At 45.4% G+C, this 22,810-nt stretch carries 19 protein-coding genes; 6 read left to right on the top strand and 13 right to left on the bottom strand.

The window, feature by feature from the left end:
• Positions 1-169: 169 nt before the first annotated feature.
• From FN961_RS15655 to FN961_RS15645, 3 genes are all read left to right on the top strand, one after another.
• Complete coding sequence (locus FN961_RS15655; protein WP_144041137.1) at positions 170-934, top strand: phosphatase PAP2 family protein; 765 nt, start codon at positions 170-172, stop codon at positions 932-934.
• 80 nt (positions 935-1,014) lie between these two features.
• Positions 1,015-1,491, top strand: a complete 477-nt coding sequence (locus FN961_RS15650; protein WP_144041116.1) for an Lrp/AsnC family transcriptional regulator — start codon at positions 1,015-1,017, stop codon at positions 1,489-1,491.
• A gap of 334 nt (positions 1,492-1,825) precedes the next feature.
• Entirely contained in the window at positions 1,826-3,184 is a 1,359-nt protein-coding gene (locus tag FN961_RS15645) for a sodium-dependent transporter (protein ID WP_144041115.1), read from the top strand.
• A gap of 479 nt (positions 3,185-3,663) precedes the next feature.
• Here the strand turns inward: FN961_RS15645 and FN961_RS15640 are convergent, their stop codons facing one another.
• Entirely contained in the window at positions 3,664-4,317 is a 654-nt protein-coding gene (locus FN961_RS15640; protein WP_144041114.1) for a 2OG-Fe(II) oxygenase, read from the bottom strand.
• 569 nt (positions 4,318-4,886) lie between these two features.
• Here FN961_RS15640 and FN961_RS15635 point away from each other — a divergent pair.
• Positions 4,887-8,342 carry an Lcl domain-containing protein gene (locus FN961_RS15635; RefSeq protein WP_144041113.1) on the top strand — a complete coding sequence of 1,152 codons (3,456 nt, stop codon included), beginning with the start codon at positions 4,887-4,889 and terminating at the stop codon, positions 8,340-8,342.
• A 94-nt stretch (positions 8,343-8,436) separates the two neighbouring features.
• Here FN961_RS15635 and FN961_RS15630 read toward each other — a convergent pair whose 3' ends face one another.
• The 8 genes from FN961_RS15630 to ilvC form a co-directional block, all read right to left on the bottom strand.
• Positions 8,437-9,579: a pyridoxal-phosphate-dependent aminotransferase family protein gene (locus tag FN961_RS15630; protein ID WP_144041112.1), complete on the bottom strand. Its 1,143-nt coding sequence runs from the start codon at positions 9,577-9,579 to the stop codon at positions 8,437-8,439.
• Positions 9,580-9,863: 284 nt separating this feature from the next.
• Positions 9,864-11,414, bottom strand: coding sequence for a threonine ammonia-lyase, biosynthetic (gene ilvA, locus FN961_RS15625; RefSeq protein WP_144041111.1), 1,551 nt, complete (start codon positions 11,412-11,414; stop codon positions 9,864-9,866).
• A 1-nt stretch (position 11,415) separates the two neighbouring features.
• Positions 11,416-13,266 carry a dihydroxy-acid dehydratase gene (ilvD, locus tag FN961_RS15620; protein WP_144041110.1) on the bottom strand — a complete coding sequence of 617 codons (1,851 nt, stop codon included), beginning with the start codon at positions 13,264-13,266 and terminating at the stop codon, positions 11,416-11,418.
• Between the two features lie 180 nt (positions 13,267-13,446).
• Positions 13,447-14,370: a branched-chain amino acid transaminase gene (locus FN961_RS15615; RefSeq protein ID WP_144041109.1), complete on the bottom strand. Its 924-nt coding sequence runs from the start codon at positions 14,368-14,370 to the stop codon at positions 13,447-13,449.
• An 82-nt stretch (positions 14,371-14,452) separates the two neighbouring features.
• On the bottom strand, positions 14,453-14,683 hold the full coding sequence (gene ilvM, locus FN961_RS15610; protein ID WP_144041108.1) for an acetolactate synthase 2 small subunit: 231 nt from the start codon (positions 14,681-14,683) through the stop codon (positions 14,453-14,455).
• Positions 14,684-14,750: 67 nt separating this feature from the next.
• Positions 14,751-16,406: an acetolactate synthase 2 catalytic subunit gene (gene ilvG, locus FN961_RS15605; protein WP_221936128.1), complete on the bottom strand. Its 1,656-nt coding sequence runs from the start codon at positions 16,404-16,406 to the stop codon at positions 14,751-14,753.
• A 164-nt stretch (positions 16,407-16,570) separates the two neighbouring features.
• Complete coding sequence (locus FN961_RS15600) at positions 16,571-16,666, bottom strand: leader peptide IlvL (protein WP_144041107.1); 96 nt, start codon at positions 16,664-16,666, stop codon at positions 16,571-16,573.
• Between the two features lie 277 nt (positions 16,667-16,943).
• Positions 16,944-18,425 (bottom strand): ketol-acid reductoisomerase, encoded by a 1,482-nt coding sequence (gene ilvC, locus FN961_RS15595; RefSeq protein ID WP_144041106.1) that lies wholly within the window; start codon positions 18,423-18,425, stop codon positions 16,944-16,946.
• 167 nt (positions 18,426-18,592) lie between these two features.
• Here ilvC and ilvY point away from each other — a divergent pair, with 167 nt between their 5' ends.
• Together ilvY and FN961_RS15585 are read left to right on the top strand one after the other, a co-directional pair.
• On the top strand, positions 18,593-19,465 hold the full coding sequence (gene ilvY / locus FN961_RS15590; RefSeq protein ID WP_144041105.1) for an HTH-type transcriptional activator IlvY: 873 nt from the start codon (positions 18,593-18,595) through the stop codon (positions 19,463-19,465).
• A gap of 366 nt (positions 19,466-19,831) precedes the next feature.
• Positions 19,832-20,635: a GGDEF domain-containing protein gene (locus FN961_RS15585; RefSeq protein WP_144041104.1), complete on the top strand. Its 804-nt coding sequence runs from the start codon at positions 19,832-19,834 to the stop codon at positions 20,633-20,635.
• Positions 20,636-20,693: 58 nt separating this feature from the next.
• On the opposite strand, the gene cysE is transcribed toward FN961_RS15585, so the two are convergent.
• The 4 genes from cysE to FN961_RS15565 form a co-directional block, all read right to left on the bottom strand.
• Positions 20,694-21,476 carry a serine O-acetyltransferase gene (cysE, locus tag FN961_RS15580; RefSeq protein WP_144041135.1) on the bottom strand — a complete coding sequence of 261 codons (783 nt, stop codon included), beginning with the start codon at positions 21,474-21,476 and terminating at the stop codon, positions 20,694-20,696.
• A gap of 193 nt (positions 21,477-21,669) precedes the next feature.
• Positions 21,670-21,915 (bottom strand): Rho-binding antiterminator, encoded by a 246-nt coding sequence (locus FN961_RS15575; RefSeq protein ID WP_144041103.1) that lies wholly within the window; start codon positions 21,913-21,915, stop codon positions 21,670-21,672.
• 19 nt (positions 21,916-21,934) lie between these two features.
• Positions 21,935-22,180: a DUF2024 family protein gene (locus FN961_RS15570; protein ID WP_144041102.1), complete on the bottom strand. Its 246-nt coding sequence runs from the start codon at positions 22,178-22,180 to the stop codon at positions 21,935-21,937.
• Positions 22,181-22,260: 80 nt separating this feature from the next.
• Positions 22,261-22,797, bottom strand: a complete 537-nt coding sequence (locus FN961_RS15565; RefSeq protein WP_144041101.1) for a carboxymuconolactone decarboxylase family protein — start codon at positions 22,795-22,797, stop codon at positions 22,261-22,263.
• Positions 22,798-22,810: the final 13 nt, after the last annotated feature.

Here is a 22,810-nt window from a genome sequence, read left to right as displayed (position 1 = left end):
TTAACCTCCTGATGTTAATTCATTCGATTTGCTTGTTTATCAGGCCATCCTCTTGGCAATGAGTTTATTGCACGTTAGCCTAATCTGCTTATCCTGCATTCATAAACTGTACCAAAGGGCCTTATCCTTGAAAGCACCTTCAACCACTATTCGTTCCCCTATTGCCCCAATGATCTTCGGCTGGACAATTTTGGCTATCATTCCCGCCATTTTATTGCTGCTCAATACATCACTTTTTCCATTGATAGCCCTAGATTCGACACTGGCGAACGCTCTTTTTTGGCTAACATCAACTGGCACCGCTCCCTATGGTGTTGCCACTGTACTGCTGGTGTTATTCCTGAGCTATCAGCGCTTGTCTAAACCGCAATTCATTAGTCTTTTTCTCGCGATTTCATTAGGTATGTGTACCACACTGACCTTAAACAGTTATCTCAAGCCTCACTTTAATGAACCTAGGCCCAATGCGGTTTGGTTAGAGTCACAGTACCTCCTTAACACTGACAACTTTTACTCGCTGCCCAAAGCGCAACGAAAAGTAGAGATGAGCAGCGCACTCGATAGACTCGAACACGCTCATTCAGATCTGACTCTCTCTCCTCTGGTTAAACAACATTGGAAGCATGAAGTGGGCTTTTCATTTCCTTCTGGGCACACGTTATTTGCACTGACCTTAACCATGATCACCAGCTACTACCTGCTATTAGCGGGTAATATTTTCATTCCTGGCATGCTATTTATCTGGAGTATCGGGATGGGGTTTAGTCGTATGCTACTTGGCATGCATTGGTCTCAGGATGTGCTTGCCTCAACAGCACTTGGCGGCGTGATTGGACTCGTATCCATCTTCGTGGTGAATCAAGCCTTCCCCTATTTGAATAACTTCTACTCAGCCTTAATGAAAAACAGAAAGAAGCTGGAAAACACTCGGTAATATGAAAGCGCCAACGCTCTTCATTTTGCATTTTAACCGTATGCTTAACCTCAGGTTAAGGTAAATAGAGATCCACTGCTATGGCAGAGCTACAACTCGACAAGATTGATCTGGCCATCTTAAAGTTACTTCAAAGCCAAGGTAAATTATCAAATCAGGAGCTGGCAGAAAAAGTGGGATTATCCGCCTCTCCCTGCTCCAGACGTGTGAAAACAATGGAGGAATCTGGCTATATTGCAGGATATGCCACCTTGCTATCCCCAGAGCATTTTAACCTCTCACTCACCGCCTATGTCCAAGTTCGATTAGAGAAGCACTCTCAAGCTATTCTAGAGTCCTTTGAAGATACCATCGCAGGGTATGACGAAGTGCAGGAATGCTGCCTGTTAACAGGCAGTGACTCTGACTACCAATTAAAAGTTCTGGTGGCTGATATGAAGGAGTTTAAAGTTTTCCTGCTTGAGAAGCTCACCACTCATCCACATATCAGCGGCATTAAATCCAGCTTTGTACTTAAGCACGTAAAAAACCAGACCAGTATCCCGCTTCCCTCTTAATCCCAAGCGTTACTGGTTCTCTTATCGGTAACGCTTCTTGGCAGATTTTCTCAACAGCTCTTTCGACGACTCTTCTCAACAAGGAGAAGGGTTAGCTCTCAATGATAAAATTAATTTCAACGCAATAATCTTGCGCTGATACGTCTCAGACAAAACCCTTTGCGAATATATTTCAAATTAATGGCTTTGCTCACCAAAAAAAAGCTCAAAAATAAAAAATGACGACATTAAATCTCAATATAAAAGAGTTTTACGCCACAACGCAGCATTGACCATTTTATATAAACCTCTATGATGCGCCCTCTTGAAGAGAGAAAGTAAGCGAGAAATAAACATGAGCAGTGCAGAATCCACCCACTTCAGTTCCAAAATAGGTTTTATCATGGCAGCAGCAGGTTCTGCTGTTGGTGTCGGTAATATCTGGGGCTTTCCCACTCAAGCTGCAACCCATGGCGGCGGCGCTTTCCTGCTTGTGTACATGGTGCTTATTCTCATTCTAGGTTACCCCATGTTGGTCGCCGAGCTCATGATCGGCCGTCACGGACAAACCAATCCCGCCGATGCCATGGCAAAACTTGGCTCAGGTGTGATCAGTAGAAAAATCGGTAAAGCGATTGGCTTGATTTCAATCATTACCGCCACATTGATTTGTACCTTCTACACCATTCTTTCCGGCTGGTTTGTCAGTTTCGCCTTAGCACCGATAGCTGAAATGTTTGGCTTTGATCAAGTCTCCGATTGGTTGATGAACTTCTCCCTCTCGCGTAATGTCGTTTTCACCGTGCTGTTTATCCTAATGGTGATCTTGGTGATACGCCAAGGCGTACAGAAAGGGATCGAGCTGTGGTCAAAAAGGTTAATGCCGCTATTACTCATTATCTTAGTCATGGGCGTTATCTACATACTCAATCAACCAGGTGCGATGACAGGGTTAGAAGCACTTCTTGTGCCTGACTTCTCTCGGATATGGGATGCTGATGTACTTATTGGCGCATTAGGACAAACCTTCTTCTCATTGACCATCGGCACAGGTGCCATGATGGTCTACGGCGCTTACCTCAATAAAAATGAAGACCTAGGTAAACTTACCGCTTATGTCACATTAACCGACACCAGTGTCGCTTTCTTAGCTGCCATGATGATCATTCCAGCCATGTATGTTGCACAACATAACGGCGTACAGATATTTGCCGCTGACGGCAGTTTACTCAACTCTGATACCTTAGTCTTCACTGTGCTACCCGCCCTGTTTGATACCTTAGGCGGTCATCTGCAATACATATTGGCTTTTGTGTTTTTCGTCTTAATGACCATAGCAGGCCTAACCTCAGCCATCTCGATAGTCGAAGTGCCTACCAGCTATCTGATGGAGAAAAAGTCTATGCACCGTAACAAGGCAACCTATCTCATTGGCGCCTTAGTCACCGTGTTATCTCTGACGGTAGTATTTAATTTCGAGCAACTGTTCAGCTTTATGATCACCTTAACCACCGAGCGAGCCCAACCCCTTATTGCACTCGGTATTGCAATCTACCTAGGCTGGGTATGGCAACGTAATGACCTACTTAAGGATATACAGGCTCAAGAAGGCGTTAACAGTAACAGCCTGTTCTGGCGCATCTGGCCGCTATATGTAAAGTACATCTGCCCAGCTTTGATCACCCTGATCATCATCCAGTTGTTTAATAAATAAGACTAAACAACCATAAATATAAATGGCCCTATAGCGATATAGGGCCACTTTTTTATCTGCGAAATCAAAACTGATTAACTTGCCAGACAACAAATTGCGAAAACTTGTTGAATAACAAGTTTGAAGTATTTTTTGGAGTTGGGTTCATTAGGGGTTGTTGGACTGAGTTGGTGTTTGATGGTTTGTGGTTAACCATGGCCTCAATTTAACTTATCACCTGCCGTGGGCTTATGTGCAGATGCTTCTGCGAGACGCTGTGAAGCGATAAACAACAATGAAGGTATGGCCTTCAGTAGCTTACCCGATACTAAGAAAGTAAAATGTAACGAATAAAATGATGGGACAACCATCATTCACTAGCAACGAAAGATCTCGCAGCAAAGCGTCCTAGCAGTGAGCCTGCGAACGCCCTCGAAGCGAAGCGATCTCGCTGCGCAGCGTTCTAGGCTCGCAGGCACAAAGTGCCGCCCTTCTTAGCCTTAACTCAACGGATCTGACTTGCGCCTAAACCAAGTGGCGATAGAATATCTGTCGCACTTAGCGGGTAATACTTCATGAGGGAACTCTTCACTCATGAAAACTACAATGGTGCCGAAGTGTGGAATGACTTTAGCTATCACTTCATCTGAGTCATCGGGATAAACAAGAAGCTCGCCGCCACAGTCTTCACTCCAATCCTCATTCAGATAAGCCACCAAAGTTAAAATTCGGTTTGATTCACCATGGAACGCGTCTTTATGCTTTTGATAAAAATCGCCTTCGCTATAGTGAGCGAAGTGGCTTTCAAATTCGTCCAGTCCCAGAAAAAGAGTCCGGTTTACATATTGTTTTAGTCCCTCAACCCAGTCAAACCAACTTGCACCAAGATCACTATCACCAACAATCCAACATATCTCATCGCTTCGGATCTCATTATTCAGCATAAGCTCACTGCTTCGGCCTATGCCTGCCGCTTTAAAGTGAGTATCAGATATCGCTTGAGATCGAGCACTTAGTTTTTTAGCCAACTCAATCGGTAAGGCATTAGGTTTAATACTGTAACCATTATCAGCAATGTCCTGTGCAATAGATTCAAATAACGAGGTGTATTGATCCACGTTAGAATCTATCTCTAGCCCTGTATGTAGCGCCATGTTTTACTCATATGAAGGAGAAGAAAACGGAGTGTCTTCTTACTAATCCCAAAGGGGCGTGGAGATTAGTGATATTGTCATTTTTAAGCAAGCTTTTTAGATTAAAGATTGATCATAAATACCCATCAAAAATACCAAAGAATAATAGGCTCTATCTCTATCGATTGTAATGCATTGTCCCCCTGCCAAATGCAGCTCTCCTTCCCCCTCATTGATCTCCCTAGTAACTTAATGCTGCGATTAGAGATGCGCCTTATCACCACAAGGGAGTAAATACTCACACTGATGTCGGTGATATTTGCAGGTCGCTGAGCCGAGTTCCCCATTAGCACAACAACATCACTATTTTTGGCCAAAACCATATAAATCATTGTTTTAAAGAACTTATAACTTATGGGTAAAATTGGGTAAATCCCCAACAGCCCCCCTTTTGGCCCTCGTATTTTAATGAGTCGCTCCCCATCGCTGATATTGTAATTTTGCCGGAAAAATTGAGGCAAATATAAAAAGAGTCAAGGAAGAACAGTCAGTGGCTAACAAGATAAATAGCACTCTATGAGGAGTTGAAGATGAAAGTTTTAACAAGGTTAAGTATTTTACTTATCATGATAACGGGGCTGGGAGCGTGTGGAGGTAATGAGGAAGCCGCACCGCCAAAACCAGATAAACCCGATCCCGTGGTGGAACCCAAAACAGAACTGAAAGGGATCCCTGCTTCATTTCAGGTTAAGGCCTGTATAGACGAGGATGCAGATTTTATTTGTGATGCAACACCCGTCGCGATTACTGAAGTTTACAAAGGGATCGACATTGAAAAACTAAAAGAAAATGCACGGGTGTTGATTGAACTTGCCCCACCTGAAGCTACAGGAATAGGAAGTTTCATCGCTTTCGAGGGTAAACGATTTATGTCGTTCCCTGTGGGAGAAGAGGAAGCGTCGCCATTCAATCTACTGGCCTTAGGTGTGGTTCAATACGCACAAGAGCTAGGAGAAGATTGGTGCTGTGGTCATGCTATCCCACTCAATCTAAAACAAGCCAAAAGCTATTTAGCGCAAAACTTTAAACTCGATGGCAGCGGTCAGCAAAATGAAGCCATATTGCAAGCATTCAACTCGAACCTAGAGCGATTAGGTGGCAACGGATTATCGTTGAAACAAGCCTATGATGCTGACATTAAAGCGATGGCCGAGTCATTAGTGGATCTCACCCTGCACTCTCAAAGTATTTGTGACCGAGTACCTGAGTATTGTGAAGGCAATCCTGATGATCCGTACCCACCGATTAATTTATCAAACATAATGCCGTGTATTACTGCCTATGATGGGGGATCTTGTGTTGCAGAAGTGCCTAAACTCCAAGTTGAATCACCAGTCACCGATGAGATGTTTAGGCTGAGCCAAAAAGAAGCCAGTAACATCGCTTACCACATCAGAGCTGGCGAAAAAGAGCCGCTTCCCTATGAAAAAGCTTTTGAGCAATTAACATGTAAAGATGACGAAGAGAAACAAATCTTTATGTACGGCATCGCGGATGATTTCGCTTCGACTAACATTGAGAATACGGCTCCATCTGCTGCATTAACCACTTGGTTAGGCACGGTACCGAATAACTTAGTTCACCCATATGATTTCGATGCCAGCATAACGCCAGCTAACCCTAATGTGTTTGCCGATACCTTAGCCAACTTACCGAGTGATCTGTCCAATGGTCTTTTGGTCATGGGATTAAAAGAGCGCGGATTTACCCTTACTGATACGCCAAATTATTTCGATATATTTGCCATAGGCGATGCCACCAACCTAAGCTCAAGCGCCAATGTCAGTGGTGACGTGAGCGACATTCGCACCACTTGGCAGAGTGTATCGCCCCATGTGTATTTTAAAAATCTACAAAACATACAAGATCAATCTGGTTCTCAGTCTCTGCTCGACAAACTGCAAACTGGGCAAACTGATCTAGACGTAGTAATGATGCCGACCACTAATGTCGATTTTGTTGCCGTTGCAGCTTGTCGCGTTAAAACTCCGCAAAAACCCACAGGTACGCCAGTTAAAGAGGTGATTTCTGTTCTAAAAGAGAAATTTACCTGTGATGTTGATCAAGGTGAGACTTACTACGAAATCGTGGGTGGTGAGCCCGATGATTTCACGCCAGGTTCTGATCAAAACAGCCCTAGTGCAGCTCTGTTAGCATTAGCGGGTAACCTCGTCACTTATGATCAAATTGGCGACAAGGACAATACCTTTATTGATACCTTAGCCTTACCCAATGGCAGCAGTATCGCTAAAGCACAGTTCATGATTAATGCCCGTGCGAGTGGTCCAAATGCAACCAACGATAAGGTATTTCTGGCCCATACCGCGATGAGCAACATGGTCACTGGCTTTACTACCACTGCGCCGGGCACCCTCGTCAATCAATGGCCTAACGGCACGTTAAATGGTGGAGTGGCGTACATCATTGATGGTTTATTTAACATTCCGAGTTTGCCAAACACACCTAACCTCATCACGGTGCTCAACGCGAGCAATACCAGTGGTGATGGGCTTGATATTCTCGTATCTGAAAACACAGAAGTCGATACCACACTGCTGCAGTTATGTTTCAATGCTGGCGATCAACCTTGTGTGGATACTGATGGCGATGGCTATTGTGACGAAGAGGAGAAAGATGCGGGTAGCGATCCTGCAAATCCAGACTCGACACCTATCGATTTAGACGGTGACGGTGCATTGAACGATGATGATTGTGATCCTAATGACCCTAGTGTAACCGAACAATGTCATGAGGTGATTTACACTGACGTATTACCTGAAAGCTGTAATGAATATGTCACAGTGGATCTCAGTCTTGCTAATTCTTGGGTAAACAGTGCTGGTAGCCACCCAGTGGTAAATAACGTGTTTGACGGTACGCAATACCAAGGCATTGTTTGGGATGGCGCCTTATCATGGTTTGATTTTGGTAGTGCATCCAACGTCACCCACAAATTGAAGCAAGATTTTTGCTCATGTGGCGGCGGCAAGGTCATTATCGATGAATTCAAGTCAGACAATATGGGTTACATTGATTTAAATAATCTGACTAATCAAACAGCTAACCGAATAGTTTCTCGTACCCAGTACAGTCAATCGACAATGGCATCTTGGGGCCCTAGCGAAAGTGGCAATAGCACGTTTTCAGGTACCGGTAATGGCGTTGACTTTAACCTTGAATTTGGCGTTCAAAATGTCTCAGGCCCTAGCGGTGGTGGCACTAAAGGTCGACTGGAGTTTATAGGTCATTTGGGCGCTTGTACTACACAAGATGTGATCGATAACTCTGGTGGAACAGGTACCGTTGGTGGCGTTGGACCCGCAATCAATGTGGGGGCAATAGAAACAACACATGAACTATTGTCAAATATCCCCGTGATCCAAGAAACGACGGCGCCGTTTATCAAGCTCAATGATATCGGCAACCCACTGGCTAACCAAACCCTTCCATGGAGCGACACCGGCAGTGAAAGTGAAGGTACCCAATGGTCATGTGTTAAAGATGTTGCGACCAACCTTATCTGGGAAGTGAAACGTGATCGTAACGAGATACGTAAAGAAAATCTACATGACGCCGATGATGCTTACTCTTGGTTTGACCCTAATCCTAACACCAATGGTGGGTTCGAAGGAGTGAGTACATCAGCCAATTTTTGTTTCGGCTACGATGCAAATGACAGTAGCACCTTCTGTAACACCAAACACTTTACAGATAGCGTAAACACCAATGATTTTTGTGGCTCAGCGACTGGGTGGCGACTACCCACAATAGAGGAGTTAGCAAGCTTGGTAGACACCAATAACGCCCCTCCTATGATTAATGGTGCCTTCTTCCCTAATACTCCTTTGTATTCCTCTTATTGGTCAAGTACCACCAATCCAAGTGATCAGAATAGGGCTGAGTATGTCTACTTTTATAGCGGACAGGCCAACAATGCACATAAAGGCAATACTGCGGCATCTGTTCGATTGGTCCGAGACCAGTAGTCATACCAATTAACATAGATAAAATACAAGGTAATATTAAGTATTAAAAAAGCCCCATTGAACTGCTTCAATGGGGCTTTCATTTATCAAAAAATTACTTCAGTACATCTTCCAATGCTTTAAGGCACAATGCGACGTTTTCGCGGCGAGCACCATAACCCATTAGACCGATACGCCAGGCTTTACCTGCAAGGGCGCCAAGTCCGGCACCAATTTCCAAATTATAATTTTCTAACAGTTGCTTACGTACTGCGGCATCATCCACTCCCTCAGGGATATAGACGGCATTGAGTTGCGGCAAACGTGAAGCTTCATCAACCACAAACTTAAGCCCTAGCCCTTCTAGACCTTGACGCAACACTTGATGCATATCGGCATGTCGCTGCCATGCTGATTCCAGCCCTTCATTAGCAAGTAAACGAAGCGATTCATGCAGCGCATAAAGCGCGTTCACAGGGGCGGTATGGTGATAACTTCGCTTAGCGCTATTATCGGCTGTGCCACTCCAGTAACCCATGACTAAGGTTTGATCTAAAAACCAACTCTGCACTGGGGTTTTGCGCGATTTTAGTTTCGCAACAGCGGCAGGGGAAAACGACACTGGTGACAGACCCGGCACACAAGAGAGACACTTTTGACTGCCCGCATAGATGGCATCGATGCCCCACTCGTCTACCCTAAGTTCGACGCCGCCTACTGATGTCACAGCATCAACAATCGACAAACAATCATGTTGTTTGGCAAGTGCACATAAACTCTTTGCATCTGATAGCGCGCCAGTTGAGGTTTCTGCGTGAACAAAAGCGAGGAACTTCGCATCCGGATTCGCAATCAAGGCCGCTTCAACATCAGCAACAGAGACTGGCTCACCCCATTCATTATCGACCACGATAGCAGTAGCGCCGACTCGCTCGACGTTTTGACGCATACGTTCGCCAAATACACCATTACGACAGACAATCACTTTCTCGCCCGCTTCGACCAAGTTAACGAAACAGGTTTCCATGCCGGCAGAACCTGGCGCAGAAACAGCGAGTGTCATCTCATTTTCAGTCTGGAATGCATACTGAATTAGCGATTTAAGCTCGTCCATCATGCCAACAAATAGTGGATCGAGATGGCCGATGGTTGGGCGCGCCTGTGCGGCAAGCACTTCAGGATAGACATCGGAAGGACCAGGACCCATCAAGGTTCTACGTGGGGGATTAAATGCGTCGATATACGGTGCTACTAACATCTTACTTCCTCAATAAAGCCTTCTCTAACAGAAAAGGATTAACTATTTAATGAGTACCTTGTCTATAAACTTCATCGAGTCTAAAGACTTAATACTCGCTCCCTACGTATTAGATCGTTAAATCTAGAATCATTTTAGCGATTTACAGTGTGCCTTTTGGCATCTTATTTAACCTGAACGTCTTTCACAACTGGACTTAAGACTAACCTTGAATTCAATCTAATTCAAACTCTTGTTTGAATATAAAAAAGGACGCGATTGCGTCCTTTTATCTCTCAGCTTACCTAACCCCTATTATCGAGGAAGAGCTTATAGGCTGGACTTTGCGTCTCCTCCTGATACACAAACCCTAACTCAGTTAGAAACTGCTGAAATCCGGCATAATCAGACTCTGGCACTTCAAAGCCCGCTAACACTCGACCGTAAGCCGCACCGTGATTTCGGTAATGGAACAAACTAATGTTCCATTTACTCTGCAAGGTGGTTAGAAACTTGAATAGTGCGCCGGGGTGCTCAGGAAATTCGAAACTAAACAGGCGCTCAGCAAGCTCTTCCGGTGGATGACCACCGACCATATAGCGCACATGCAGTTTAGCGGTCTCATCATGGGAGAGATCTTGCACTTCAAAACCATCATTTTCGAGCCGTGCGATGATCTCATCTAACTCAACTTGTCCACCAGACAAACGAATACCTGCGAACACTACTGCTTTGTCACGACTGCTGAAACGATAGTTGAACTCAGTCATCACTCGCTTTTCGAGTAACTCACAAAACCTTAGAAATATTCCCGGTCTCTCTGGCACTTTAACCGCCAGAATCGCCTCTTTCTTCTCGCCAAGTTCACAGCGCTCTGAGACATAACGTAAACTATGAAAGTTCACATTAGCACCACTCAAAATGGCAGCCACTTTCTCGCCCTTACCTTGAGTGCCCATGTACTTTTTAAGCCCAGCAAGTGCTAACGCGCCAGCAGGCTCGGCAATCGCACGGGTATCTTCGAAAATATCTTTCACCGCAGCGCAGATCTCATCAGAGGTCACTGTTATCATGCCATCCACATACTGCCGCGCCACTTTAAATGGCTCAGCGCCAATCTGCTTAACCGCCACACCATCAGCAAATAAGCCCACTTGCGGCAATACCACCCGCTCACCCGCATCGAGCGCCGCTTTTAAACACGCGGAATCTTCCGGTTCAACACCTATGATTTTAACTTGTGGCATTACAGCTTTATAAAATGCGGCGATACCAGCAATCAATCCGCCGCCACCCACAGGCACAAATACCATCTCGATATCGCGCTGTTGTTGCAACATCTCCTGCGCCACTGTGCCTTGACCGGCAATCACCGCTTCATCATCAAACGGAGCGATATAAACGCGCCCTTCAGTTTTTGACAATTCTTGAGCATAAGCACTGGCTTGATCGAACGCCTGACCGTGAAGTACCACCTCACCACCCAGACGTCTAACAGCATCAACTTTAATCTCTGGCGTGGTTTCAGGCATCACAATGATGGCGCTAAGCCCAAGTGCCGAGGCTGACATCGCCACACCTTGAGCATGGTTACCTGCCGAAGCAGTCACCACGCCACACTCTCGTTCAGCAGAGGTTAACTGTGAAATACGGTTATAAGCGCCACGTAGCTTAAATGAGTGCACCGGCTGCATATCTTCACGCTTAAGAAACACTTGGCAGCCCAGACGGGCCGACAACTTATTTAAGCTTGAAAGTGGCGTCACTTTGGCGACATCATAAACAGAAGACAGCAAAGTTTTCTGTAAATAATAATGGGCCAAATCTATTTGTGTGTGTGTGGCTAACTCGGTCATGTTAATCCTCCAGCATGCTGACATCTCTAACTGCACCTTTGTCGGCACTGGTCGCGAGTAATGCATAGGCTTTAAGGGCTAATGAAACTTCTCTTACACGACCCACAGGTTTCCACGCTTGCTTACCGCGCGCTTCCATAGCACTGCGACGCGCAGCCAGCTCAACATCACTAATGGCTAACTTGATTGAACGTACTGGAATATCAATCTCTATTCTGTCACCAGTTTCAACTAAGCCAATGGTGCCGCCTGCCGCAGCTTCTGGCGAAACATGGCCAATAGAGAGACCCGAAGTACCACCAGAGAAACGACCGTCGGTGATCAATGCACACGCCTTACCTAAGCCGCGAGATTTAAGGTAACTGGTTGGGTACAACATCTCTTGCATACCTGGGCCACCTTTAGGGCCTTCGTAGCGAATAACCACCACATCACCAGCAACCACTTCACCATTTAAGATGCCTGCAACCGCATCATCTTGGCTTTCATACACTCGAGCTGAACCGATAAATGTATGATTTTCTTCATCGACACCAGCCGTCTTAACGATACAGCCATCGATAGCGATATTACCGGCAAGAACCGCTAGACCACCTTCTTGACTGAAGGCAAACTCACGCTTGCGGATACAACCACCCACGCGATCATTATCGACACTGTCCCAACGACACGATTGGCTAAAGGCCTTAGTCGTTGGAATACCTGCTGGGCCTGCAGAGTAAAACTTATGTACCGCAGCATCATCGCTTTGGGCAATATCCCATTTGGCTAATACGTCTTTTAAATTCTTACCTGCAACGTGATATGCATCGTTATGAAGCAAGCCAGCTCTATCAAGTTCGCCCAAGATACCCATTACGCCACCAGCGCGATGCACATCTTCCATATGGTATTCAGGCGTTGACGGCGCAACCTTGCACAGATGTGGCACTAGACGTGACAATCTGTCGATGTCGGCCATCGTGAAATCGACTTTAGCTTCGTGCGCTGCTGCTATCAGATGCAAAACCGTGTTACTCGATCCGCCCATGGCGATATCTAACACAGTCGCATTTTCGAAAGCATTGAAGTTAGCGATATTACGCGGCAAAGCAGACTCATCGTCATCTCTATAGTAACGGGTCGCGAGATCCATGATGCGACGACCGGCTTCGAGGAAAAGTTCACGTCGATCAGAGTGAGTCGCCAACATAGAACCGTTACCAGGCAGCGATAAGCCCAAAGCTTCAGTTAAGCAGTTCATTGAGTTGGCAGTAAACATACCAGAGCACGAACCGCAGGTAGGGCAAGCACTACGTTCGATTTGTTCACTGTCAGCATCTGACACACGGCTGTCGGCACCAGCTACCATGGCATCAACCAAGTCCAGCTTGATGATCTTGTCAGAAAGCTTGGTTTTACCCGCTTCCATTGGGCCACCGGAAACAAAGATCACAGGGATATTAAGGCGAAGTGCCGCCATCAACATACCTGGGGTAATTTTGTCACAGTTTGAGATACACACGAGTGCGTCCGCGCAGTGAGCATTGACCATGTATTCAACGCTATCGGCGATAAGATCACGAGATGGCAAGCTGTACAGCATGCCGCCATGGCCCATCGCGATGCCATCATCGACAGCAATCGTATTGAACTCTTTGGCGATGCCGCCCGCTTCTTCGATAGCGCCAGCAACCAGAGAACCCATGTCTTTAAGATGAACATGGCCTGGAACAAACTGAGTAAATGAGTTAGAAATCGCAATAATCGGCTTACCGAAATCATTATCTTTAACACCGGTTGCACGCCATAAAGCGCGGGCTCCAGCCATGTTACGACCTTCGGTACTGGTAGCTGAACGTAATTTTGGCATTGCGATTAATCCTTTTGATAAGGTTTGAGATGCTAGGTCCTAGATCCTAGGAAGAGCAAACGATTTAACCTTCAATTTAATTATTAAGCCCAAGAGTCATGAGTCTTAGGTTTGATGATTCTTTTTTGTCTTTGCTTAGCCTAGGACCTAGGTACGATCCCTAAATCCTAGGACCTTCTTTTATAGCACTTCCAACCAGCCCCACTTGTCTTCGGTTTGACCAGTAAACAGGCCAAAGAAACTGTCTTGGATCTGCTTAGTCACCGGGCCGCGTTTACCCACGCCAATATCGATTCTATCGACACTGCGCACAGGAACGATTTCGGCAGCGGTGCCTGTCATGAAGATCTCATCGGCAAGATAGAGGAATTCACGTGACATGGCTTCTTCTACCACTTCGTAACCTAAGTCACGGGCAAGTACCATAATCGAGTCACGGGTCAGGCCCATTAAAATAGCAGCAGTTGCGGGCGGAGTATAAATTTTCCCTTTCTTAACAACAAATAAGTTCGCACCAGCACCTTCGCTGACGAGGCCATTTACATCCAGAGCGATGCCCTCATGGAAACCATTTCGCTTAGCTTCGGTGGAGATTTGGATAGAAGAGAGATAATTACCCCCCGCTTTGGCACCCGTCGGAATGGTATTCGGTGCTAAGCGATTCCAAGAGCTAACCGCCACATCGACACCCGCTTCCATGCTGTCTTCACCCAGATAAGCGCCCCAAGGAAACGCTGCCACCATAACATCACACACAGCATCGATTGGCGGGGTAATACCCATACCCACATCACCATAAAAGGCCAAAGGGCGGATATAAGCACTCTTTAAATTGTTCTTCTGGACGATGTCGGTGCAAGCTTTCATCAACTCATCGAACGTAAATGGAATTGGCATGCGATAGATCTTAGCCGAATCATACAAGCGCTCAACGTGAGGCGTGACACGAAAGCCAGCAGGCCCGAGATGAGTATCGTAGACACGTATCCCCTCGAAAACAGAAGAACCATAATGCAAGCCGTGGGACATCACATGGACCTTAGCATCACCCCAAGGCATGATCTCACCGTTAAACCATATAAATTCTGCTTTCTTCGCGGTCATATCCTATCCTCAATCTCTTGTGTGCCAGTTTTGAGCTGGCTTATATGTTTATCAATCTGGGACTAACGAGCCTTGCCGATATTTAGTGCGCTAATGCATTGCACTCAATCACATCGATAAGTTTATCCAACTGCTTAGTGAGTAACTCAATACCACGGTCACTCTCGACCGTCATATCGACACCGGCGGTTTTTCCGTCCGCTAATGCCATGTTCATCTTGGTCACTTTAAACCCACGATGGCGTACGACTCTCAATACTCGTTCAAGCACCTCTGGACGCTGCTCTAAGATTAAATTCACCGTATGTTTCATCTCTGTATCTCCATCATGCTGTTCTTTTACTGTTGTTATTTCTATCTGATAGCTTCAAGCGGCTAACCTAGGTCGATTTATCCATCTCTTCCATCATGTCTCTGTTTGATGCTCCTGGAGGTACGAGTGGCCAGACGTTATGGGCCTCGTCAATCCTCACATGTAACAGGTATGGGCCGTCGCAATTGACGAGATGTTCTAACGCAGCTTCAACTTCATCAGTGTTGGTAATGGTGCGGCCCGGAATATCAAATGCAGAAGCTAATGTGACAAAATCTGGATTGTCGGAAAGATCCGTTTCGCTGTAGCGCTCTTCAAAAAACAGCTGTTGCCATTGCTTAACCATGCCAAGTTTTTGATTGTCGATAAGCAGAATTTTAACCGCTAGTTTACGACGCTTAATGGTCGTTAGCTCTTGGACATTCATCATAAAAGAGCCATCACCAGAAACGACAACCACAGTGGCTTCAGGGCGAGAAACCTTCGCGCCAATTCCTGCTGGCAAACCAAAGCCCATGGTACCAAGGCCGGCACTGGATAGATGGTCTTCAGGCTTACGGAACCACATATGTTGAGCCACCCACATTTGGTGCTGACCCACATCGCAACACACCACACTGTCTTCTGGTAGCTTATTGGCCAAACTTTTCAGCATCGCAGGAGCGAATATTAACTCGCCAGGTCTGTCATAGTTCCACTGATGTTCCTCTTTAAGTCGCGCAACTTCAGCTTGCCAAGGAGCGATATCAAGCGATGTAGCCAGTGCTGGGAGCACCTGACGAAGATCACCATCAATGGCAACCTCAGGTAAACGAAGTTTTCCGAGTTCAGCGGCATCAATATCAAGATGGATCACTTTGGCGTGTTCAGCAAAAGAGGCTAAGCGGCCGGTAACTCTGTCATCGAAGCGTGCACCGACAACGATCAATAGGTCACACTCCTGTACCGCGATATTTGCAGCCTTAGAGCCGTGCATGCCTAACATACCAAGGTAACCAGGCGTGTCTTTAGCAATCGAACCTAGGCCCTTTAGTGTTGCCACCGACGGAACGCCAGTGACTTTGATGAATCTACGCAGTGGCTCAACGGCGCCAGCCATGCCGACTCCACCACCAACGTACAACATAGGCTGCTTGGCTTGAGTCAATAAGGTGGTCGCTTCATCTACTAATCTGTTATCAAGCAAAGGTTCTTCAACACGATCTTGAACTGGTGTTTTGTATTCAAGCATACCGATCTGGATATCTTTAGGAATGTCCACCAGCACAGGGCCTGGTCGGCCAGAAGCTGCGATCTCAAATGCTTTGTATAAGGTAGGAACCAGCTCATCCATCTCAGTGACCATGAAGCTGTGTTTAGTGCATGACAACGACATGCCTAGCACATCGATCTCTTGGAATGCATCAGTACCAATCACTGCGGTAGAAACCTGCCCAGTAATGGCGACAACAGGAACAGAATCAAGTAGCGCATCGGCAAGTGAGGTCACTAGGTTTGTCGCCCCGGGGCCTGATGTTGCAAAGCAAACGCCCGTCTTACCACTGGCTCTGGCATAACCTAAGGCAGCAAAAGCAGCACCTTGTTCATGACGACTTAGCAGATGCTCAACAGGTGCACCGTAAAGGGCATCGTAGATGGGCATGATCGCGCCGCCAGGATAACCAAAGATGTTGGTAACACCGTGAGCAGTTAATACCTTGATCACGGCATCTGCACCGCGCATCATTTGACCTTGTTTATTCTGCTCTTGTTCCATCTGCATCTCTCACTATTTTCTGACCCTATTGTTGGATCATTATTTGTAGGGTAAAACCTTAAATTCAGGCCTTAAACGAAAAACCCCCCGTTCCTTTCGGAGCGGGGGGTTGGTTGCAATCTTTACCTTAATTAGGTTTGTCGATATGCCATACCTTGCCCCCGCTGTGATGTAATAATCACGACGGTAATAACCTCAATAATGAGTAGGGCGGCTTGGTTGAACATAGTTACCTGTTTCCTAATTAGTTTGCTTAAATTCAGTCTCTTCCTTAGAAGAGTGATTAATCAATAACACAAAGCCAACAAAAAACACAACAAAAACCTTTTTACCCAAGTGAGAAAATGCGCAGATGGAAATCAAAATTTGGCATTTTCACACTAAAGTAACGTCCTAACCTCTTCATGAAATTATCTTTTACTTCAATGACTAACTTTATGTTCTTGTGTATTTCTATTAGCAGGCCCAATTTTTATATTGGACCTGTGTCTTTTCTGAAATTAATTACTTCTCTTCAACAATCACTTGCATGGCTGTCATGTAACCGCGAAGCTCAGCACCGATTTTCTCAACACCTGTTCCACGAATAGCGGCGTTAACTTCAATCAAACGCTGGTTATCAACACCATTGCCGCTGTCATTTAATCCACGACCCAAGAACTCAGAAGACATGTTCTGTACATACTCACGCAACATTGGCACTGCTGCGTGGTTAAATAGATAACAACCGTATTCTGCAGTATCAGAGATAACAACGTTCATTTCGTAAAGGCGCTTACGTGCAATCGTATTGGCGATAAGCGGCGTTTCATGCAGAGATTCATAGTAAGCTGACTCTTGAATAATACCCGCTGATACCATTGTATCGAAGGCAAGCTCAACACCCGCTTTAATCATAGCGACAAGGAAAATACCTTTATCGAAGTAAGTCTGCTCATCAATGCTCTCATCACTTTGAGGTGCATTTTCAAAGGCTGTTTCACCCGTCTCTTGACGCCACTTAAGTAGGTTCGCATCATCATTTTCCCAATCAGCCATCATGGTTTTAGAGAACTCACCACCGATGATGTCATCCATGTGCTTTTCAAATAGTGGCTTAAGAATAGTTTTTAGCTCTTCTGCCATCTCAAATGCTTTGATTTTAGCTGGGTTTGACAAGCGGTCCATCATGTTGGTAATACCACCATGCTTAAGCGCTTCTGTCGTTGTTTCCCAGCCTTGCTGAATTAATTTAGCGGCATAACCTGGCTCTACACCATCGGCAACCATCTTCTCGTAACCAAGAATTGCGCCTGTTTGCAACATACCACAAAGAATCGTTTGCTCACCCATAAGGTCAGACTTAACTTCAGCAATAAATGATGAATGCAGAACGCCTGCACGGTCACCACCGGTTGCACTAGCGTAAGCCTTAGCAATATCGAAACCTTGTCCCTTAGGGTCATTTTCAGGGTGAACGGCGATAAGTGTTGGTACACCAAATCCACGCTTATATTCTTCACGAACTTCGGTACCTGGGCACTTAGGAGCAACCATGATAACGGTAATGTCTTCACGTACTTGCATGCCCTCTTCCACGATATTGAAACCATGGGAGTAAGAAAGAGTCGAGCCTTGTTTCATCAACGGCATCACACGAGTAACGGCATCGGTGTGTTGCTTGTCAGGTGTAAGGTTAAGCACTAAGTCTGCATCAGGAATTAACTCTTCGATGGTACCGACACGAAAGCCATTACCTGTCGCTTTTTGGAATGACGCACGTTTCTCTGCGATCGCTTCAGCGCGAAGTGCATATGCGATATTCAGACCTGAGTCACGCATGTTCAAACCTTGGTTTAGGCCCTGTGCGCCACAACCCAAGATGACAATGTTCCAACCCTTAATGAAGTCACAACCGTCACTAAATTCATTACGATCCATAAAGCGGCACTGAGCCAGTTGTTCTAGTTGTTGACGCAAATTCAGAGAGTTAAAATAGTTAGCCATCTGATATACCACCTTTCGATTCGAATTTAGGAGAGTCGCTCAAACCAACGTGGTCGAGCAGCGATTGAATTCACTATAACCCATGCTTTAGGTTGCTTAAAATGATATATTCGGGATGTAATGTTGCGAAAAACGCAACACTAAATATGCTATAAGGTCTCTGTCCTGTGGATATAAAAACCATCAAGCTCTACCTACATCTATCGGAGAGCCTGCACTTCTCTCGAACAGCACAAGCCATGCATGTGAGTCCATCGGCACTAAGTCGAACCATGCAGCGGTTAGAAGATGAGGTGGGAGCTAAGCTGTTTCAGCGGGATAACCGTAGCGTGTCCTTAACCAATGCTGGCGTCGAGTACCGTCATTTTGCCGAGCAAACACTGGATCATTGGACCAAGTTAAAGACAAAAATTGACCCTAAACAAGACTTGCTACGTGGACGGCTCAACCTTTATTGCTCAGTCACTGCCGCCTACAGCCACTTACCCGGCTTACTGGACAGGTTTAGGCGCGAGCACCCGCTGGTCGAAATAGCGCTCACCACAGGTGATGCAGCAAATGCGGTTAATGAGGTAAAAAATAATCGCGCCGATATCGCCATCGCAGCACTGCCGGATCCTTTTCCCGACAGCCTTCATTTTGTCAAAATAGATGATGTGCCATTGATCATTATTGCCCCGACCTATCATTGCCAAGTACAAGAGTTACTCAGCGAGTCCTATATTCCGTGGGATCGGCTACCTTTTATCGTTCCTGAACATGGACCGGGCAGACGTAGAGTTGATAACTGGTTTAAGCTGCTTGGGTTGACTCCCAATATCTATGCACAAGTGTCAGGCCAAGAAGCGATCGCTTCTATGGTTGCCTTAGGCTGTGGCGTCAGTATCACCCCTGAAGTGGTCATAACCAATAGTCCGGTGAGAGATCGAATACAGGTGATCCCCTCACCAATCGACATCCCCCCTTTTGAGCTCGGGTGCTGCTGTAAAACCAAAAGCCAAGATGATCCGATCATCTCCGCCTTCCTCAAAATTGTTTAGCGAATCAAAGCTCAAGTTAAACCTCAGGGCTATGTATTCCAATGATTGCGGAATCTATGTTTAGCATGCCCCTAAACTTGATACCGACAGTAAGCGTTGGTATCAAGCAGCTCATTAGGTATATGATTTTTAATCGTTAAACCCAAAGCTGGCACTCACTTCATCGAGCGATGATTAACGATTTTAAAAACCTTAGAGCTGAGCGTTAACAGTGATAAAACCTTACTATATCAAGCATCAGCAGCAAGTTCCCCACCTTTAAAGCCCATTTAACCAAGGGCTATCAGAGTCAGAATCTTCATCTATACTTATTTATCTAATGCCACTTTTCTGCCAGTTCTGACACTTAATAACACTATAAGACTTATGAGTAATATCGCTATTGCACTAGTAACCACAGGCTTGTTGGGGCTCATCTCTGCACTCTCCCCAACCCGCCAAATCTGCAATATACCTGACCATCAGCATAATGGTTGGGTTTTACTGCTGACTATGATTTTTATGTTTATTATTGGATACTTAGGCTACATTTGGATGTTGATTGACAGAGATATTGGCAGCCTAGAGCTTATTGTTGCCACCATATTTTGCGGCGGAGGCGCTTTTGTTTTTGTCATCTCTAGAATGAGTAAAGAGACCATATTCAAACTACAACAGACGGTACACGAGAAACATTATCAGGCTCACCATGATCCCCTCACCAACCTAGCAAACCGTCACCAATTCTATGATGAGTTAGATAAGTTAATTGACGACGAACACCATATTTTTAGCTGCTTAATGATGGATCTAAATGATTTTAAGATGGTCAACGACACTTTAGGGCACGCCGAAGGTGACCACGTACTTCAAGTCGTCGCAGAGCGAATTCGTCGCAGCCTTCCTAAAGGAGGAATTGCCGCACGTCTTGGTGGAGATGAGTTTACGGTAGTGCTTCCGGACACAAAAATAGCTGAAGCAGTAGAGGTGGCTAAAATAATCCAACAAGCGCTGTCAGAAGATATTCAATGTGAGAACCACGCCTTAGTCGTAGGCATCAGCGTTGGCATTGCCGAATATCCGAAACATGGGCCAGACAAAAAATCGATCATGAAGCACGCTGATGTTGCTATGTATAAAGCCAAGGCAACCGACAGAGGTTATCGGGTTTACTCAAGAGATATTGATTAATGAATAGGAAATATAACGCGGAAAATCATGGGCTAATAACTAGCCCATGATTTATATACTAGCGGTCACACTCAAACATCTGATCCATAGTTTCTGCCGGACACGCTGATACTGGTGTGCCGACAACTTTTGCAGGTACTCCCACCACAGTCGTATGAGCAGCCACATCGGTTAATACCACAGATCCAGCTCCAATTTTGGCACCTTCACCCACTTCGATATTACCTAACACTTTAGCACCCGCGCCTATCATGACGCCTGCACGGATCTTAGGGTGACGATCACCTTGCTGGTTACCCGTACCACCTAAGGTCACGCCCTGAAGCAGAGAAACATTGTTTTCGATAACCGCAGTTTCGCCGATAACAATACCGGTTGCGTGGTCGAACATAATGCCAGTGCCCATTTTACACGCCGGATGAATATCGACACCGAAGACTTCAGAGTTTCGACTCTGAATAAATTGTGCCAATTCAGTTCGGTCTTGATGCCATAAACAGTTTGCTAAACGGTGCACCTGAATCGCCTGAAATCCTTTCAGGTTTAATAAGACCATCAAGTAACTGCCCACCGCAGGATCTCGCTCCTTCACGGCCTTAATATCGGTCGCGACATTGGTCAACATCTGGTCACAATGGATGAAAGCCTTATCAAATAGTTCACGGAAAGTGAAAGGCGAAACCACACCGTCTGACAATTTATTGGCCACTATAAAGCTCAGTGCAGAGCCTAGACACTCATGGTTTAATACAGATGAATACACGTGGCTGGCCAATAATGGTTCTTTTCGAACCAAGGTTTCGGCCTCGACTTTCAACTGTTCCCAAACTTCATAACGCATAGTGTTTAGCTCTTTTAGTGACGGCATAAATGGCAGACTCCCGATCTTAACCTAATCTACAAATAAAGCATCCGCTTATCAGAGCAATTCGCTATATGGAATAACATAAGTTTCTTTTATAAACAGAAATGTGCAGTTGCAAGTGTGACAAGAGAGCTCCTGTCACAGCTTCATTTTCACTCGAATTAGCATATCAGTAGATATCAACACTGGAAAAGTGAGGGTTAGACGTCAAAGCTTGCATGTTTTTGATCGTCTCTAACACCACTGCTGTCGTGTCATCGCCTTGAATAATGACCAGCAACTCCTGCTTATCACTATTAATACTTGTGGTACTCGCCACTCCTGTTATCTCTTCACCGGAGTGCAGTGTCAACAGCACCTCAATCTTGTATAGACAAGCTATTTCAACATAATCATGTACGTCACACTTTATCATCGAAATATCCTCAATTGATTTATAAAGGGATAATACTATAGCCATGTTTTTCTATTGCTGTTATCACCTCAGGGTTTGCTATCTCAGAATGACAAAAGTCACACCGAGATTGATTAATACTATCAACCTCGATACCTAATGAGGATAAATAAACCTGAGCAAACTCTTTTACTCGATCTTTGTTTTTATCATCCACCAACACATCGAAATGAACATATTGCGAAGTTGAAGTTGTCACGTGTGTATCAAATACATGCACTTGCATAGAAGCTCCTTATTTTATTTACCCCCTTGCCGACTAAGGCAAGGAGGTTGCTTTAATTAAAACCACGAAATATTTCTTTATCAGCTTAAATTCACTATCGGAAAATCAACTTCCACATCAAACGCTACGTTGGTGTAGTTAGTGAAGATGTTAAGGGCAACATGAGCCAAAATCTCAGCCACTTCCGCATCAGAAAAGCCTGCTTGCTTCACTAATCCAAAATCATTTCGACTAATTTGACCATGTTGAGTGACAAGCTTTCTCGCAAAATCTAAAGCTGCTTGCACCTTAGGATCATCCGAAGAACCAAGCTGAGCCAACCTCATTTCCTGCTCAGTCACACCAGCATTTTTACCTAGAACGGTGTGGGCAGAAAGACAGTATTCACAACGATTAATATCCGCCACTAACACAGCAATTTTCTCTCCAAGTGCTGGTGAAATACTGCCTTTACCAAGTGCGCCAAACGAGGTCCACATGCTCTCAAGTGCTGCCGATGAATGACCTATGGTCTTGAACATATTTGGCACTGCGCCAAATGCTCCCTTCACTTCATTAAATAACTGCTTCTGTGCATCAGACGCATTCTCTATATCAACCGGATTTAAATTTGCCATATCAACCTCATTG

The organism is Shewanella hanedai (assembly GCF_007197645.1).
GTDB classification, from domain to species: Bacteria; Pseudomonadota; Gammaproteobacteria; order Enterobacterales; family Shewanellaceae; genus Shewanella; species Shewanella hanedai.
The sequence above is the reverse complement of the archived record's forward strand: the minus strand, read 5'-3'. Positions and strand labels throughout refer to the sequence as shown.